The 17159-nt window shown below is 40.8% G+C and carries 13 protein-coding genes and 1 tRNA gene; 6 read left to right on the top strand and 8 right to left on the bottom strand.

Going from position 1 to position 17159, the window contains the following annotated elements:
- Nucleotides 1-31: 31 nt before the first annotated feature.
- The 5 genes from ACH11B_RS15930 to ACH11B_RS15910 all read left to right on the top strand — a co-directional run bounded on the left by ACH11B_RS15930 (nucleotide 32) and on the right by ACH11B_RS15910 (nucleotide 7767).
- Nucleotides 32-835, top strand: coding sequence for a DNA adenine methylase (locus tag ACH11B_RS15930; RefSeq protein ID WP_377609567.1), 804 nt, complete (start codon nucleotides 32-34; stop codon nucleotides 833-835).
- 154 nt (nucleotides 836-989) lie between these two features.
- On the top strand, nucleotides 990-3131 hold the full coding sequence (locus ACH11B_RS15925; protein WP_377609569.1) for a hypothetical protein: 2142 nt from the start codon (nucleotides 990-992) through the stop codon (nucleotides 3129-3131).
- A 55-nt stretch (nucleotides 3132-3186) separates the two neighbouring features.
- Complete coding sequence (locus tag ACH11B_RS15920; RefSeq protein ID WP_377609571.1) at nucleotides 3187-6696, top strand: phage tail tape measure protein; 3510 nt, start codon at nucleotides 3187-3189, stop codon at nucleotides 6694-6696.
- A gap of 1 nt (nucleotide 6697) precedes the next feature.
- The gene (locus ACH11B_RS15915; protein ID WP_377609573.1) at nucleotides 6698-7123 is read left to right on the top strand and encodes a hypothetical protein; all 426 of its coding nucleotides are present in this window, start codon (nucleotides 6698-6700) and stop codon (nucleotides 7121-7123) included.
- Nucleotides 7124-7152: 29 nt separating this feature from the next.
- The gene (locus ACH11B_RS15910) at nucleotides 7153-7767 is read left to right on the top strand and encodes a DUF4468 domain-containing protein (protein WP_377609575.1); all 615 of its coding nucleotides are present in this window, start codon (nucleotides 7153-7155) and stop codon (nucleotides 7765-7767) included.
- A gap of 85 nt (nucleotides 7768-7852) precedes the next feature.
- On the opposite strand, the gene ACH11B_RS15905 is transcribed toward ACH11B_RS15910, so the two are convergent.
- The 6 genes from ACH11B_RS15905 to ACH11B_RS15880 all read right to left on the bottom strand — a co-directional run bounded on the left by ACH11B_RS15905 (nucleotide 7853) and on the right by ACH11B_RS15880 (nucleotide 14391).
- Nucleotides 7853-9115 (bottom strand): site-specific integrase, encoded by a 1263-nt coding sequence (locus ACH11B_RS15905; protein WP_377609577.1) that lies wholly within the window; start codon nucleotides 9113-9115, stop codon nucleotides 7853-7855.
- Between the two features lie 173 nt (nucleotides 9116-9288).
- A tRNA-Leu gene (locus tag ACH11B_RS15900) sits at nucleotides 9289-9368 on the bottom strand.
- A gap of 85 nt (nucleotides 9369-9453) precedes the next feature.
- Complete coding sequence (rseP, locus tag ACH11B_RS15895; RefSeq protein WP_013666187.1) at nucleotides 9454-10794, bottom strand: RIP metalloprotease RseP; 1341 nt, start codon at nucleotides 10792-10794, stop codon at nucleotides 9454-9456.
- Nucleotides 10795-10797: 3 nt separating this feature from the next.
- Nucleotides 10798-11976 (bottom strand): 1-deoxy-D-xylulose-5-phosphate reductoisomerase, encoded by a 1179-nt coding sequence (locus ACH11B_RS15890; protein ID WP_377609580.1) that lies wholly within the window; start codon nucleotides 11974-11976, stop codon nucleotides 10798-10800.
- A 101-nt stretch (nucleotides 11977-12077) separates the two neighbouring features.
- On the bottom strand, nucleotides 12078-13577 hold the full coding sequence (locus tag ACH11B_RS15885) for a GH3 auxin-responsive promoter family protein (RefSeq protein WP_377609582.1): 1500 nt from the start codon (nucleotides 13575-13577) through the stop codon (nucleotides 12078-12080).
- A gap of 25 nt (nucleotides 13578-13602) precedes the next feature.
- A complete protein-coding gene (locus ACH11B_RS15880; protein ID WP_013666184.1) occupies nucleotides 13603-14391 on the bottom strand; it encodes a hypothetical protein in 789 nt (262 codons plus the stop codon).
- Between the two features lie 260 nt (nucleotides 14392-14651).
- Here ACH11B_RS15880 and ACH11B_RS15875 point away from each other — a divergent pair, with 260 nt between their 5' ends.
- Entirely contained in the window at nucleotides 14652-15542 is an 891-nt protein-coding gene (locus ACH11B_RS15875; protein WP_149105547.1) for a bestrophin family protein, read from the top strand.
- A 191-nt stretch (nucleotides 15543-15733) separates the two neighbouring features.
- Here the strand turns inward: ACH11B_RS15875 and ACH11B_RS15870 are convergent, their stop codons facing one another.
- Both ACH11B_RS15870 and nrdF read right to left on the bottom strand, forming a co-directional pair.
- Nucleotides 15734-15988 (bottom strand): DUF2892 domain-containing protein, encoded by a 255-nt coding sequence (locus tag ACH11B_RS15870; protein ID WP_013666182.1) that lies wholly within the window; start codon nucleotides 15986-15988, stop codon nucleotides 15734-15736.
- A 101-nt stretch (nucleotides 15989-16089) separates the two neighbouring features.
- A complete protein-coding gene (gene nrdF / locus ACH11B_RS15865) occupies nucleotides 16090-17073 on the bottom strand; it encodes a class 1b ribonucleoside-diphosphate reductase subunit beta (RefSeq protein WP_013666181.1) in 984 nt (327 codons plus the stop codon).
- Between the last annotated feature and the right edge of the window lie 86 nt (nucleotides 17074-17159).

Here is a 17159-nt window from a genome sequence, read left to right as displayed (position 1 = left end):
GATAGAGCAAGAAACCTTTTAATAATTTAAAATGTCACGTATTAATTTAAAAACACCAATCAGTTACTATGGAGGTAAACAAAAGTTAGCCTCTAAGATTGTTTCCGTAATCCCAAATCACACACTTTATTGTGAGCCCTTTCTTGGCGGAGCAGCTGTCTTTTTTGCAAAAGAGAAAAGTGAAGTCGAGGTATTGAACGACACCAATCGAGAAATTATGAATTTCTATCGGGTGATCAAGGACGATTTCGTAAGTCTAGATAAAGAAATCAAAATAAGCCTCCATAGCAGAGATCTGCATCGAAAGGCATCCGTGATTTACAATAACCCCGATATGTTTGGTGAAATTAAGAGAGCCTGGGCGTTGTGGCTCTTAAGCACTCAGAGTTTCAGTTCACAACTAGATTCGAGTTGGGGTTTCGATAAAACGAAAAACACTACAACCAAAAAGATTATAAATAACCGTGATCGCTTAGACATAGACATAGCAATTAGGCTTCAAAATGTGCAACTAGAATGCGCTGACGCTTTATATGTAATTAAAAGTAGAGATCACGAAGACGCCTTTTTCTATTGCGATCCACCCTACGTAGGCAGCGATTGCGGTCATTATGATGGTTATGCCGATACCGATTATGAAAACCTACTGATATTGTTAAGTAACATCAAAGGAAGGTTTCTGTTGAGTTCTTACCCGTCCAGTATCCTATCAAAATATGCGAAGGAAAACGGTTGGTCACAATGGAGTTATGAGACAGGTGTGACAGTCAACCAAAAATCGGGGTATCAAAAAAGAAAAATTGAGGTATTGACGGCAAATTATCGATTTGATTAAAAAAGCCCGGACGGGGTAATGAAGTTTTGCGAACATTTATTACAACCAGCAAACCCGCACGGTGGCGGGCCTTCGTCCGGGCAGTATCTAAGGATAGATAGAGCCAAGTTCCATTGCTGGAATAAATAAATGTTCGCGATACAAAGATAGAAAAATGATACAGATTAAAACACTGGAGGGTAAACCCTTTGATCTACTTGATGAGTCGGTAACGATAGAGCTAAACAATTCCTTATTTAATAGCAGCGAAATTCTTCGAGGTAGCAGCTCCTTTCCCATCTCAATGGCAAACACCGACAACAACTTAATGTTGATCAAATTTGCTACAAATCTTTCTTCAACTCCAAAGTCAGCGGAGATCCCCGTTCTTGCGAATATATCCGGCCAAAATTTTCGGAAAGCTATGCTCTCCGTTAACCTTGCCGATGGCAAACTGGAAGGTGTGCTTATTTTGGATTTGGGCATCATCAATGACAAGTTAAAAAACACCAGGCTAAATGAGTTGCCTTTTGATATGTTTACTCTTGGCGTTGATGATAGCGAGGATATGAGTATTGATGCGAATGCCATGAAGGCAGCAGCGATGAATACCGACTGGCGTCAGATCCCGTACACCTTTGCTCCTATTTTGGCACCCGACTTTTCAGGGAATCCAACAAATCCGACAGACTTCTCTCCAACACGACCTCCGTTTAAACGGCTCTTTAATATCTCCGTTCCCTTCGTTAACCTCTTTTCTTTGAACGAAGCGGAAACACAGGCGGCTTTTAAAACACCTGATCAACCGGTGTGGTATAAAGAGGAAGGCGGTACATACAACATTACCTATGTTTCTTTCGGGTATCAGGTAGTGCCGCAATTTTACTTGATGTATGTGTTAGATGTTATCAGTAAGACTTTAGGTTACACAGCCAAAGGAGAATGCTTGAGTGACAAGGATTTTTCAAGGTTGGTAATTGACAACAATGTGCCGCTGATTAGTCGGCGAAGATGGGGAGGTTTGGATGATGCGATCCTAAACTTAAAAGGCGGTGAAGACAATTATGTTCGCTTTACTGCAGCTAACCATTTACCAAAAATTAGTATTGCCGATTTCTTTAAAAAATTGACTGCAGTAGGTATACACATAAGTCTTGATGAAACGCAATCAACAATCAATTTCAACTGGAAAAAGACAAGCTTGGCCAATAGATCCGCACGAGACTGGAGCAACAAGCTGTCTAAAATAGTTCAAACTGAATACAATGATATTGATGGTCTGCAATTCAAAATGGAAACGGACATTATTGATAGTTTGGGTATAAAAAGTAAAAAGACGGAAACGGTTACAATTGGTAATGGAGGAAAGGACGAAAAGGTTGATTTTGGTACTTTGTCTACAGTGGTAAATGCTTTCCCGAAAGACGGTTTTGTTTGGGCTCAAGATCAGGCCGAAACGTGGCCCTACGAATCATCGAAAACTCAAGACCTCGTCTTACCGTACAAAGACTCTAAGGCGATGATCTATGATCGCAGATTCCCTTACTTGGGAAACTATAAAAGTTATACCGACTCGGATTCCTCAACAGATCTAATATTGCTTTTCTATAACGGAATGCAATCATACAACGATAGCGTCTTGTATCCGCAATTAAGCAACGAAAGTGCTACGTTTAGCTTATATCTAAGTGGAGAAAAAGGTTTGTTCAACACCAAATTGAAAGATTGGTATAATCGTGTTTTTGCTTGTAAAGAAATAAAGGCCCGTTTTAATCTCGATATAACCGACATCAATACACTGAAAGAAAGTGATCAAATCTTGATTAAAGATGACAACAACACCGTTGTTAAGTGTCTTTTCAAAAAAATAAAATTTGATACTGGAAAGCCTGGCGATGACAAGTTGCTGGCCGAAGTTGATCTTGTTGCCATGGACACCCAGGTGTTAGCGGACAGCATAGATAGCCGGGTCGTAATGAAGTATGAGTATGTTAAGACCTTTGACGGGCCAAGCCAAAAACGTTGGGATGTTGTCATTAGCTTTTGGGCCGACAGAAACTATAGTAAACCAGTCCAGGTATCGGATGTGATCGTTAAATATATATGGCAAAGAAATTTTCTTACCAGGGGACAAAAATCAGAGATAAAGACCAACTATTCTATGTTGGTGAATGGCCATAGCGTTACGTTATCAAATTTCGTGTTTATAGATTCTAGGTTTGACGGTACAAGTTATTCCAGGGAACAGTTAACATTTATTGACACAAATCAATACAGAATCATCGATCATCCTACAGACTCGCTCGATCTGGTCTAATGTCGTTTCTCTACGCTTTTAGCGCCTCTACTTTCGGTTTTAAATACCACCTACAATGGCATCTAGAACCGAAAATAGAGGCGTTAATATTTATATAAACGGCAAGCAAGCAGAAGGATCCTTGAAGGATCTTAAAAACCAATCTAGGCAGCTTAACAATGAGCTAGGCAAATTAACACCGGGAACGGAGGCCTTCCGAAAAAAGGCGATGGAGTTGAGGTCGGTAAACGAGCGACTTCAATCGATAAAAGACGACATCAAGGGAGTTAATGAGAGTTTCGCCTGGTTAAAGAGTGAAGTCGGAAAGCTTGGCGTATTAGCTGCAGGCGTTCTTGGATTTGACGCCCTTTCTTCCAAGATGGGAGATATTATATCTCAGAACTCTGAAATGAGTGACACCATTGCCGATGTAATGAAGACGACCGGTCTAACCGAAACCGCCGTTAGGCGCTTAAATAGTGAATTTCAGAAAATAGACACCAGGACAAGCCGGCAAGAATTAAACGGCTTAGCTTATGTAGCAGGGAAACTTGGCATATCTGCAGAGAAGGACGTACTTGCTTTTGTTCGTGCAGCCGATCAAATATCCGTGGCGCTGGGTGAAGATCTTGGCGGAGCAGAAGAAGCCATTAACAGTCTCGGTAAGTTAACAGACATCTTTAAGCTTAAAGATGTCTATGGGATCGAAGAAGCTTTATTAAAAGTCGGGTCTGTAATTAATGACCTCGGAGCTGCAGGTACGGCTAATGAAGGCAATATGGTGCGATGGGTACAACGAATGGCGGGGATCGCTCCTGCTGCCAACGTAAGTGCACAGGCAACTTTTGCACTTGCCGCCACTATGGATCAATTTGGACAGGGAATAGAAAGCAGCTCTACTGCAGTAGGCCAATTTTTGGTAAAAATGGGCGCCGATGTACCAAAGTATGCGAAAATAGCAGGGTTAAGTACACAGGAATTTAGTAAGATTCTAAAAAAAGACGCGGCAGAAGCTTTAACACTTGTGCTAGGAAAAGTTTCGAACACCACCGGTGGTATACAGTCGTTGGCAGATGGAATGGGATTGATTGGCGTTGAAAATCAGCAAGCCGTACAGGCACTAGGTGTTCTTGCTTCAAATCTCGATACCTTCAAGACAAACTTGGATCTAGCAAATCAGTCTTTTGCATTAGGAAACAGTGTTACAGCAGAATTTGATGTAAAGAACAACACCCTAGCAGCAAGAATTGATAAACTAAAAAAGAAGTTTACGGACTTCACTACTAATTTCACATTTAATGATTTACTGATCAAAGGGGTGATGATCATAACCTCCTTTGTTGGAGCGCTCGAAAGAAACTTCGACACCATTGTGAATTTAGCCAAAGTGGTTTTAACTGCTACAGTGGCCATAGGATCTTACAGAGCGGCTGTTTTGATTGCAGATCTTGCAACCAAAGGGTTTACATTAACAATTGTTATCGGCGAGAAGGCCATGACCTTAGCAAGAATATCTACTATTGCTCTTGCAGGCGCAAAAGCTCTTCTAAGCGGAAACCTTGTAAAAGCTAGGCAGGCTTGGAATCTTTTGAATTTATCAATGGCGGCTAATCCGATCGGGCTCGTTGTAGCGGGCGTTACAGCTCTAACAGCAGCGTTAATTTTATTTTCCGGCCGACTTTCGCCTGCAGCGCAAGCTATGAAGGATTACAATGATGTAATGGCAGAAGCTGAAAGAACCACTATTGCAGAGCGATTAGCAATAGAAAGAGCGCAAAAAGCTATGCTAAATGAGAAAAAGTCTCGCGAACAACGATTGAAGGCAGTTGCTGATTTGAGACAGATAATGCCAGATGTCCTAAAAGATTATAGTGACGAGGAACTTTTAGCAGGAAAAGCCACTAGAGCGATAGAAAAGCAAACTAAAGCGATCCTTAACAGAGCAAAGATGCGAGCGTACGAAAATCAAATAACCAAGCTTGAGGAAGAGAATATAAAAATAGACCAGGATTTAGGTGAAAATATATCTGATAGATCACTAACGAATCCTCTAAATGCTTTTGCCAATTGGAAATATTTAAACCTTTTGAATAGAAAAATGGCAAACCAAGCGAGGATTAAGGAGCTTGAATCAGGTTTAGAAGGGCTCAACGATGCCCCCGAAACTACAAAGCCTGCGGATATCCCCGTTGACAACAATGGCGTTACTCCGGGATTAACAAAAGAACAGTTAAAGGCTCAAAAAGCAGCAGAGCGGGCAGCAAAGGCAGCGGCAAAAAAGGAGGCGTCTCTCCAGGAGCAAATTGATAACAGCCTTAGCCGCTTCCAAACAAAAGCAGATAAAAGCGAGGATGGTGCCGATTCCAAGTTAGTGCAGATGGAAGCAGAATATAAGCGATTAATGGATTTAGCCAAGGGCAACGAAGAGGCACAAACTCAAATAACCGAAGCTTTCGGCAGAGCAAGGCAGAATCGCGTGTTAGAAATATTAAAAGAAGGAGCTTCCAAGCAACGGGAGCAGATGCGTAAAGACTTAGAATCACAACAACAAGAACAGGCTGCTGCAGACGCTGCTCTTTATAAGCAAAAGCTAGATGCAATCGATCAGATGAACGCATCTGAGCAAGAAAAAGATGTTGCCCGTCAAGTATTGAAGCAGGAGCAGGAAGCAAGTGACTTCGAAAAGCAGCAAGAAAATCTCGTGGCCCGTTGGGCCATGCTCGAGGCGATGGAAGAGCTTGGGGATCTTGAGTTAGAAGAGGCTCGTCGTATTGCTGACGAAAAAGCGAACATTGAAAAGCAAGTAACGGATAACGCTATAGCCGAAAATGAACGATTGGCTAGGCAGCGACTTGATATCGCTACAAAAACTCAACAGGCAGAAACCTCATTAAGAGAAGCTACAACAAGTGCTTACGAGGCTTCCTTTGGATTGTTGCGAGAGCTATTTAAAGAAAATAAGCAGATAGCGATGCTTTTCTTATTAGGTGAAAAGGCAGCTGCCGCAGCGAGTGTAATAATTAAACTTCAACAGGAGATAGCCGGATATTACGCGTCGAACGCGGCCTTAGGGCCTGCTGGTGTTGCGATTGCTACAAAACTTGCTTTAGCAGCAAAAATTCGAGCCGGTGTATCGCTTGCAACCATTGCGACTCAAACGCTTGGACAGTTTGAGGATGGAGGTTATTCCAACACTCCCCAGGATAATGGAAAACCTGTCGGGTGGGTACGACGTCCTACCATTTTTACAAATTCCTCATCGGGCAGACCATTTATTGCGGGAGAAGGTTACAAACCTGAATACATTATCAGTAGCGAGCAGCTGAAAGATCCTGTAATAGCCGACTTCGTAGCTATGATGGAAGCCAATCGGGGTATTAGGCGATTTGAACAAGGAGGGTATAACGCTCCACCTAACGGGCCGTCCAGTGTAACCGTACCGGGAATGGAAGTTCTTACTGCCTTAATGACACAACTTATAAACGCCACTGAACAGGCACAAGATAAAAAGGTAAATCTCCCCTGGTCAGATCTGCAGCTCCAAAATGATAAAATAGTTAAAATTCAAAACCGTGTAAATTCATGATATGGAACAAAACGCGTTAATACGTAATTGGGGTAAAGTTACCCTGCAAAGCGTTAAGAGTAGATATATTTCAATCATTAGAGGCAAGAACAGAAGTGGAGACGGCTTGGAAAGTCTAAAAGTGGGTTACAAATCCAGTTTTGGAGAAATCGATCAAATTAACTTTAAGTTTGCTCGACATCTCGTGTTTGTTCACAAAGGAGCAGGGGCCGGTGTAGGAGGAGCCAAAGGAACAAGTTGGGTGACCTCATCGGGGCAACGGAAAAGAACGGCAATAGAATCTCTTAATAAACTGGGTACAAACTTTACTAAGCGACGCGGAAAGCCCTGGTTAAATCCTGTAATGGATCGAGAGGTTCCGAAGCTTGCCGACTTGTTGTTAGAATTAAATATTGAGCATGCGTTGAAGACTATTCAAATCGAATAGTTATATTAGTTCTTCCAAAATAATGAAATATGAAAAAATATTTATTCACTATCCTGTTACTACCACTTATAAGTAAATCGCAAGTCTTACCACTTGATGAAAAAACGGGAAAAATTTCGTACTCCGAGATTGTTCAGCAAACTGCCACAAAAGACGAATTATATTCAAGGGCAAAAATTTGGCTAGCTAGGACTTTTAATTCTGCACAAGACGTGGTTCAGTCGGAAGATAAAGAAGGAGGTCATATTGTCGCAAAAGGTATAACTACTTACACATTTATATCTAAATACAAAAAAATCGCCACACCAGTCGATATACAAATGCATTTTACTCTGTTTTTAGATTTTAAAGACGGGCGCTACAGATACAACTTTACCGACATGCACACGGAAAGCCGGTTACAGGGTAGAGAAATCAAAGCAGCTGCAGAAGATCTAGCTAAAGAGGTGACTCAGGAAATGATTGATGAACAGATAGCATATCTTAAAAGTGTAACACTTATCGGGAAAAAAGGCATTGAGGAAACGATAGTAATGATGAAAGATGCACAGATCCAACATCGAGAAAATATTGATAAGAATATTAAAAACCTATCAGAGTCGCTTAAGGCAGCTTTAGCTGAAAACACTGCTGACGACTGGTAAGTTTTCCAACGATTCCAAAGCGGTATTTGTCGCGATCCGTGCTTAGCATCACTTAAAGCCGCTTTGGAACGTTGGAACGGAAAAATCAATTTCTAATAGACAGAATAGTTTGAGATCTCTTTAAAGGCCCGTTTACCGCTCGCTGCAATCGTTCGTCAAGACCGCTTTGTATCTTCATTGCTTGTCTTAGTTTGTACTGTTTACTAATGTGCGCATATCGCATAGTTGTTTCAAGCTTCTTATGTCCCAAGATTTTTTTCAAACCATATATATCATTTGTTTGCTCCATATAAAGAAAGCCAAAAGTATGTCTGCCGACATGGCTTGTGAGGTTCTTTTTAATACCGGCACGTTTCGCTAAATCCTTGAGCGTTCTGTTGTACTCCTGCTCGCTTGGTAACTCAAAGAATTTTTCCGTAGTTAAATCGATGAGCTGCTTTGCTATGGGCACCAAAGGTATCTGCAAATACTTGGGATTTCTCTTTCCGTTCTTTTTAGGCGTAAACAACAAGAAGTCATCCAAGTATAACCAATCCGCACCTGCCCGATACAAGTCACTAATTCGGAGGCTAGTGAAGCATGTAAATAGAAATCCCTTCCAAACATTAATTTCTATTTCCGAGAAAGATCCTGGATCATAGATCTGCATGAACCGCTTTAATTCGTCGTGATCTAAATAGACCGTTTCCGTCTCAGGCTCCGGATTTGAAAAGTCCGCAGCCTCCTGATCGACATAAATGGTCTTTTCCTTTGCTGCTAAATTAAGATACGACTTTACATCCCTTATCCTAGTCCATATAGTCAAAACCTTAAGCCCTTCGTCCAGGAGGAACCGCTTATAACGATTCATCCATTTTAGGCTTACCTGATCGAAATTTGAAGACAGGCCACATTTCATGCCGAATTGTACAATACTTTCGACTGTACTTCCGTGGTTTTTGTAAGTCTGTTCCTCAATTTCTTTAGCAACAAACCTCTCCTTTCTCATATAAAGCATATAGCCAACTAAATTCTTACTATAATCAATGACGCGCATTTCGCGCCGAAAGGCGTCCATATTGATTACTTTTCCAGTTAAGCGAAAACGCTTGGCTGCCTCATTATGCTTATTCATTTCCGAGAGGATCATCAAATTATAATCGTTGACGTCCGGATCATCCTTAAAACGAGATTTAAGCCTATTTGCCTTTAAATCTATTTTATGCAATGGCCATCGGATCATTAAAGGAAACGGATGCTTTTCATGGATACCAGGCCTACTTATGTAAACCATCAGATAGAGCGATACCGAGCCATCTGCAGAGATCCGTTGTTTGTTAACGTAGAGTCTCGTATTAAAACTAAACATTGTGGAGACGGTTAAATTTTGATCCATAAAGTGTGTTGTCAAAATGTTGGAAAAATTCTGACATCAACCCTTTGATTAATTAAACCGTGGATAGGAAAAAAGCCCTTTTAAAGCTTTTTAAAGTGGATTTGAAAAAGGCAGCAAATTTTTATTTTGCTGCCTTTCGGTTTTAGTACCCAGGGCCGGGATCGAACCGGCACGGTTTCCCACTAGTGTTTGAGACTAGCGCGTCTACCAATTCCGCCACCTGGGCATTCCCTCGTGAACGGGATGCAAATATATTGCTAAATAGAACAATCACCAAATAAATTTTAAAAATTTATGTATCGTTCAGATTATCAAGGAAGTTTATCCCCCATTGCCTTCATAATATCGTTTCCTAACGCAAAAATCATTAAGGCAACGATAATTACGAATCCTACAATTTGCGCTCGCTCCATGAATTTATCACTTAGCGGCTTACCCTTAATCATCTCTACGATTAAGAATAAAGCATGGCCACCATCCAAAGCTGGAATTGGTAAAATATTCATTAAGGCCAGGGCCATCGATAGCAAGCCCACCAAACTCCAGAATTTCACCCAATCCACCTCTCCGCCAAACATGCGGGCAATACCAACGGGCCCGGATAGGGCCTTATTCGCTTTCACCTGCCCCGTTACCACCTTGCCCAAAGCTTTTGCATTGTCTGTCAAAGACCCCCATGCTTTACCGGCACCAATCGGCAGTGCTTCTAAAAATCCGTATTTAATCTGCTCTTGCGGGATCCGACTAATATCACGACCCGCGGCAATACCCAACTTACCTTCCGGATCTATCGTTGCCTGCACTGTATCAATTTTACCAGCTCTCCAAAACACTATACTGGTTTCTTTATTTTTGTTTGCCAATAAGGCGTCTGACATCTGATCCCAAAACACGATCGGCTGATTATTGATAGCGATTAGACTATCGCCCGGTTTCAACCCTGCTTTTTCGGCGGTTCCACCTTTTTGCAAACTTTCGATATGCGTGACTCTAAACCGAGGTATAACAAATTCGTCTATACCTAAATCTGAAACTTCATTTAAGATATCGCCGGGAACAATAAGGTCAACTGTCTGTCCATCTCTTAATATCGATAATTTGGTATTACCTAACAACACCTTTGGGCTCCTAACATCTTCAAATCGCACGACCTTTTCTCCATCAATTGCCGTAATTAAATCTCCTGCTTTTAAGCCTACTTGCTTTCCGATAATACCGGGCGCCAAACCATCTGTCAGTTTATCATTTGGGATGAAAGTCTCCCCATAACGAAGCGTTAACATCCAGAAAATGAAAATGCCTAAGATGATATTGACAATAATACCTGCCAGCATGACAATAAGTCGCTGCCACGCCGGTTTGGATCGGAATTCCCAAGGTTGCGGCTCACCTTTAAGTTGTTCCGTATCCATCGATTCATCGATCATTCCGGCAATTTTCACATAACCACCCAAAGGCAACCAACCTATACCATACTCGCAACCCTTATAATTGAACTTAAAAAGTTTAACGCCCCAAGCATCAAAAAATAGATAAAATTTTTCAACCTTTATTCCGAAAGCTCGGGCCGCTAAAAAATGCCCCAGCTCATGTAAAACAATCAAAATTGACAAGCCAAGCAATAGTTGGCCCGCCATAACTAATCCACTCATTCTTTATTTTTCTATTTGATATACTTTTTTCTTTTTTGTTACTAAATCACTCGCAATTTTACGGGCTTCCCTATCTATGCTTATATAGTCTACTAAGGACGGAGAAAGAATAAAAGGTATTAGTGTCATCGTCTCTTCAATAATCGCACTCATTTCCAAAAATCCAATTTCGTCGCTCAAAAATGCTGCCACAGCCACTTCATTGGCAGCATTTAGAATACATGGCATATTACCCCCCTGTTGAATTGCATGGTAGGCAAGTCGAAGATTTGCGAAAGTTTCTAAATCCGGTTTCTCAAAACTCAACTGCGGATAGTCCATAAAATCAAATCGCTGAAAAGAATTGGTGGGCCGGCCAGGATGTAAAAGCGCATATTGAATCGGCAACTTCATATCCGGTAATCCCAATTGCGCTTTCAATGATCCATCGTTAAACTGTACGAGAGAGTGTATGATGGATTGGGGATGGACAATAACCTCAATCTGCTCGATAGAAAGATTGAACAGCCATTTGGCTTCAATCACTTCCAGACCTTTATTCATTAGGGATGCAGAATCAATCGTTATTTTCTGCCCCATTATCCAATTTGGATGTTTCAGTGCTTCCCGTTTTGTAATATGGGCTAAAAAGCTTCGATCTTTTCCTCTAAATGGGCCACCGGATGCAGTCAGATAGATTTTTTCAACTGAATCAAGTGACTCACCGGATAAACATTGAAAAATAGCTGAGTGTTCCGAATCTACAGGCAATATTTTGGTTCCATATTGATTGGCCAATGACATAATGTGCTCCCCCGCAACAACCAATGTCTCCTTATTGGCTAATGCGACGTCTTTTCCTGCTTGAATTGCCGACACAGTTGGTTCTAAACCGGCAAACCCAACTAAAGCCGTTAAAACCATGTCTATAGAAGCGCCTTTCACCACATCGTTTAACGCATCACAACCTGTCAACACCTCAATTGTTGTTGCAGATAATGCTTCCTTAACGTGCTGGTATTTGCTTTCTTCTGTTATTACGACTGTTTTTGGCAGGAACTCCAGTGCCTGCTTGATCAGCAATTCAGCATTGTTTGCAGCAGTAAGTACTTCTATTTTAACAAGACTCGAATGCTCCCGAGCTACTTCCAAAGCTTGCGTTCCTATACTTCCCGTCGCACCCAATATTGCTATTCTTTTCATCTGTAAGTAATTTGCTTCCCTTAAATCAGGGATCTGTTATTAAATTACAAGCTTCTCTGAAGAAACCAAATGTTACATTTTGTGCGTTATTATTATTTGTATCAGACAATATAGCCTTCTATTTTTTCCGCTATCGATCGGTCGTTTGCCAAACGAGGCAGTTTATTTTGTCCACCCAATTTCCCCAAAGATCGCATGTAGTCTACAAAAGTATTTTTTTTCATGGTCCTAATGACCAGTGGTTGCAAAACCTTTCCCTCAATAAGATCGAAATAATAGGTGTTCTTTTGCTGTAATGCCTGATCTACCTTTAATCTAAAGCGCTCCATATCAACCGGTGGCTTTCCAAATTCGATGAACCACTCATGATAAGGTAATTCACCTGCCGGTGGATTCACCTGCGGAGCGACCGTAAACTCGATGATTTCAACGCCTTCTTCTTTGGCTACCTGCATGAGTGCAAACTCAACCTCCTCGCCAATCACGTGCTCTCCAAAGGCTGAAATAAAATGTTTGATACGCCCGGTAACGACAATACGATAAGGATTCAATGAAACAAATTTTACTGTGTCCCCTATATTGTAAGCCCATAAGCCTGCATTCGTGCTTAATATCAAGGCATAGTTCTCATTTAACTTGACTTGTCCAAGACTAAGCCGTGTCGGTTTTTCATGGAAGATTTCTTCCACAGGGATAAATTCGTAAAAAATTCCGGCATTACAAAGGAGCAATAAACCTTTTTCTGTTTGAGAGTCTTGGTAGGCAATAAACCCCTCAGAAGCGGGATAGGTTTCAATAGAGTCGATACCTTTACCTACCATGTCCTCCAATCGGGCGCGGTAGGGCTCGAAATTAACCCCTCCATATACGAAAAGGCTGTAGTTTGGAAATACATCCTTAATTTTCTTTCCTCCTGTTTTATCGGAAATTCGTTCGAAATACATTTGAACCCAGGGTGGAATGCCCGAGATCAACCGCATGTCCTGCTTTAACGTTTCATCAACAATTGCATCCACTTTTGTTTCCCAATCATCTATACAGTTAGTTTCGTAAGTGGGTAATCTATTCTTTTGAAGATAGGTAGGTACATAATTGGCAACAATGCCCGAAAGACGTCCGATTTTTATACCGTTCTTTTCTTTCAACTCCGGACTTCCCTGAAGAAAGATCATTTTTCCATCAACAAACGATGTATTTCCTGTTTCATGGATATAAGTTAGCAAGGCATTTCGGGCCGCTGTTATGTGTTCCGGCATCGACTCACGTGTAAGTGGAATATACTTTGTTCCAGAGGTAGTTCCTGAGGTTTTTGCCAAATACAGTGGTTTCCCCGGCCACAATACGGCAGACTCTCCCGCCACCACCCGTTCTATATAGGGTCGTAAACCTTCGTAATCCCGAACAGGCACCTGTTCTTTAAAATCTTCGTATGAATGAATCGTTGAAAAATGATGGTCTCTTCCGAATGTCGTGTTCTTCGCTGCCGATACCAATTGCTCCCGAACTTTTTCTTGTACGGTCGCCGCTTGATATTTCCATCGATCAATTTTCTTAGTCACAAGTGCAGCGAAAGGCTTACTTAGAGCAGCTTTTAATCCCATACTTTCAGTTAACGGTTGATTCCAATCAAATAATATTTTTAATAAACGTTGGGTCGTCTTCCCCTTTGTATTCTCTCATCATCTGCCGATACGCCAAAGCGATAGCAACACTGGAAAGCGGAACAACTAAAAAGGAGTTCACTAAACTCAAAGCTGCCGACAACATGGGATACGACCGATAGTTGAAATAAATCGACAACAAATGCAAAATGGTTAAAAAAGTTAATAGAAGCAATAATTTCAGGAAATTACCCCGCGTAATGGCAAAACTTAGGCGAATAGCCTTAAACGGACGTTCGTGGCGGTCGATAATAAAAAAGGGGTAAAAAGCAACCCGCATCATAAAGCTGATAAGAAAGATTACAGATAAGATTGTAAATAAATCGACCGCATGTTCCGTACTATTAAAAATATAAATAACCGGCAGTATAATAACCGCTAATATGGCGAAAGCGATCAATATCATTGCCACTAAGCTTATCATCGCGATAAAAAAATAGCTAATTTCTTTTGTTGTTGGAATCGTATCCTGTAATGAAACATGTTCCCTTGCATCGTCCACTACATGAAAGATATACTTGAATAATGTAAGTTGGATACCGAAATACAATACCACAAAAACAAATGCCATAAACGAGCTCAATACGCGACTAACATCGCGAAAGTAGAAAGCCAAGATTCCGGAGGCATTGGAAGTTAAAAAAAGCAGTAAACAAAGTCCGGCAATAGAGAAATAGTGTTTTCTTAACACATCCCACGACCGGTTGATGACGTCATTTACGGCAAAGGTACTATCTTTCAGAAACTGAATCATAAATTTTTTATATCAGTACAAACCTAATATAAATTTTTTTTATTAGCCTAATTTCACACGCTAATTTTCTACGGCAATCTATTTAGCGCATAATGGGGTATTTGTATTAAACGAAGGTTTTTCTATCCCAATTACCCTACTTATTTTCATTTATTATCTTAGCAAGAAACTGCGACGCCTAAAAAACAATAGTCCGTTTCCAGTGTTACCCTATTCGATATGGCCACACCTTCAAAGCGCATAGTATTTATACATAATATATGATTGTAGAAACCAACATCCGAGCCGCCCATATGTTTCGGCTTATTGCTAAATGGATCATTATTTACTTATTGTTATCAATTATTGTATGCATTGGCTATATAGAATTCGGATGGCGAATCGCCATTCCGGAAACTGAAATAGCCATCATGGGTACTGCCCTTTCGATTCTGATGGGTTTCCGTGTCGACGCTGCGTATAAAAGGTGGTGGGAAGCAAGAATCATCTGGGGGGCTGTCGTCAACAACTCCCGAACCTTTGCCCGTGAAGTGGTGGGCTTTTTAGGTAAGGAAAATACCGATATTGCGCGCACATTGATTTATAGACAAATTGGTTTTGTCGAATCCATGGGTAAACACCTAAGGAGGCAAGGTGGTGCGGAACATTTAAATCGATTGTTATCACCCGAAGATTATGACACGATCAAGAGCAAAAGACATGTGCCGAATACGCTTTTAATGATGAATCTAAAACAACTAACTGAACTGAATGAGTCGGGAAGGCTTAATACTTACTTACTCGTCCAGTTGGAAACCATTCTGCAAAATTTGACCGACGAGTTAGGAAAAGCAGAGAGGATAAAAAACACCCCCTTTCCTGTACCTTACGGTTATTTTTCGTGGTTGTTGGTGCACACTTTTGCTTGTTTGATACCCTTTGCTATGGTTAAAGAGCTAGGTTACGCTACCCTTATTCTAGCCATCATTATCTCTTTTATCTTTTTAATCATTGAGCAAATCGCAATTCAAATACAGGATCCCTTTGAAGGGCAGCCCAATGATACACCCATGACCACCATTGCCAAAAATATCGAGATTGATTTAAAGGAAATATTAGGAGAATCCCCACTTCCCGAGCCACTCACGCCAAAAGCCGGCGTTAGTATGTAATAATTAAATTCAAAAGTAAAAATTCAAAAGTAAAAAGTAAAAACCTGATCAAAACGAGCTCATGACGCTTCTGAAATAAAGGATCCATCATTCAAAAAAGAAACCTGCTGTAGCAGCGAGGTGTGTGCAAAATAATAAAGGCCCTGCTGATAGACACAGATAGGGCCTTTGCTTTCGTTATAAAATTTTCTTTAAACAAACTCTGCTTTTTCGGGATGTTCATATTCCCTTTCGATCAATCGCTTCACGTCACATGTACCTGTTGCGCCTCGGTATAATAATGCACTGCCGATCGCTACCTGACCAAGAGCTAACAACGGTCTCTTAAAAAGTTCACGAACGCCTTTATAAATCATATAAGTACCCGTTCCTATCGATATCACACGCTCGGAAAATTCAATATTCGTGCAATCACTCTCTGTTAAAAGATATTCTCTATGTGCCATGATGTTTATTTTTTATCTTATAACAAATGTTTTGCCATTCGGTTTTTCCATAGTTAATAGAGACCGGTTAGTTGGGAATAGTAACTACTCCCTCCAATTCTCTAAACAGGTAAAGTTAAATCCGGCGCAAAATCTTCATCGTGCAGGTGGCTGATCTGCGTAGCCTTTTCGTAATTTGTAGATTTTTTTGAAAAGAAATCGTGCTGCGTTGTTTCCAAGTTCAATCCGTTCAACACAATTGGATTGACTTCCTTCACTTCAAAAAGCTCTTCAAAACCTAAGTTCATTAACGCTTTGTTGGCATTATAGCGTACATATTCTTTTACCTCAGCAGTAAGGCCGACATCGGTGTAAATCTCTTCGGTATATTTTAACTCATTCTCGTAGAGCAACATCAATAAGTCGACAACCTTTTTCTTTACTTCTTCCTGATTCGATAATTTTCGGAAGATGTCTTGTGCCAAAAGCCCTACAAAAACACCGTGAATGGATTCATCCGCAACAATCTTTTTAATAATATCCGCACTTGCCACCATTTGTCCCTGCCCCGCTAACCATAGTGGGATAAAAAAGCCACTATAGAACAAAAACGATTCAAGCAAAACAGAAGCGGCAAGTGACATATACAATTCCTCGTTACTTACCTTTTTCTTATCTAATGATCGGTAATATTGATCAATGGTAGCAGCCTTAAACTGGAGATACTTATTGTCTTGCACCCACTCAAATAATTCATTGATTTCCGGTGTACTCGCTACTGTAGTGAAGATCGTCGAATAAGATTTCGCATGGATCGCCTCCATCATACACATATAAGACAAAACAGCCTTACTCTGCAGTCCATCGATATGATCCAATATCTTCGGCATCCCTGTATGGCTTTGCAAGGTATCCAACAAAGTTAAACCTCCAAGCGCTTTTTTATAGGTTTCCTGCATTTCGGGGGTGAGCTTCTTCCACACATCGATATCTTTCGAGGGAATATATTCCGTATCGATCCAAAATTGCCTTATATTTTGCTCCCAAAACATGCCAACATATTCATTTTCAGGCGTGTTCCAATTGACTGCTTTATATTGATTCATTATTTTTTATTTAGACGTAAGATGCAAGTATAAAGACATAAGATACAGGTATCAGGACTCCTAGCTGACGCTTTTATTATGTTGCT

The sequence above is a fragment of the Olivibacter sp. EAT-5 genome, assembly GCF_044784325.1.
GTDB classification, from domain to species: Bacteria; Bacteroidota; Bacteroidia; order Sphingobacteriales; family Sphingobacteriaceae; genus Olivibacter; species Olivibacter oleidegradans.
This window is presented reverse-complemented; position numbering and strand designations above follow the sequence as displayed.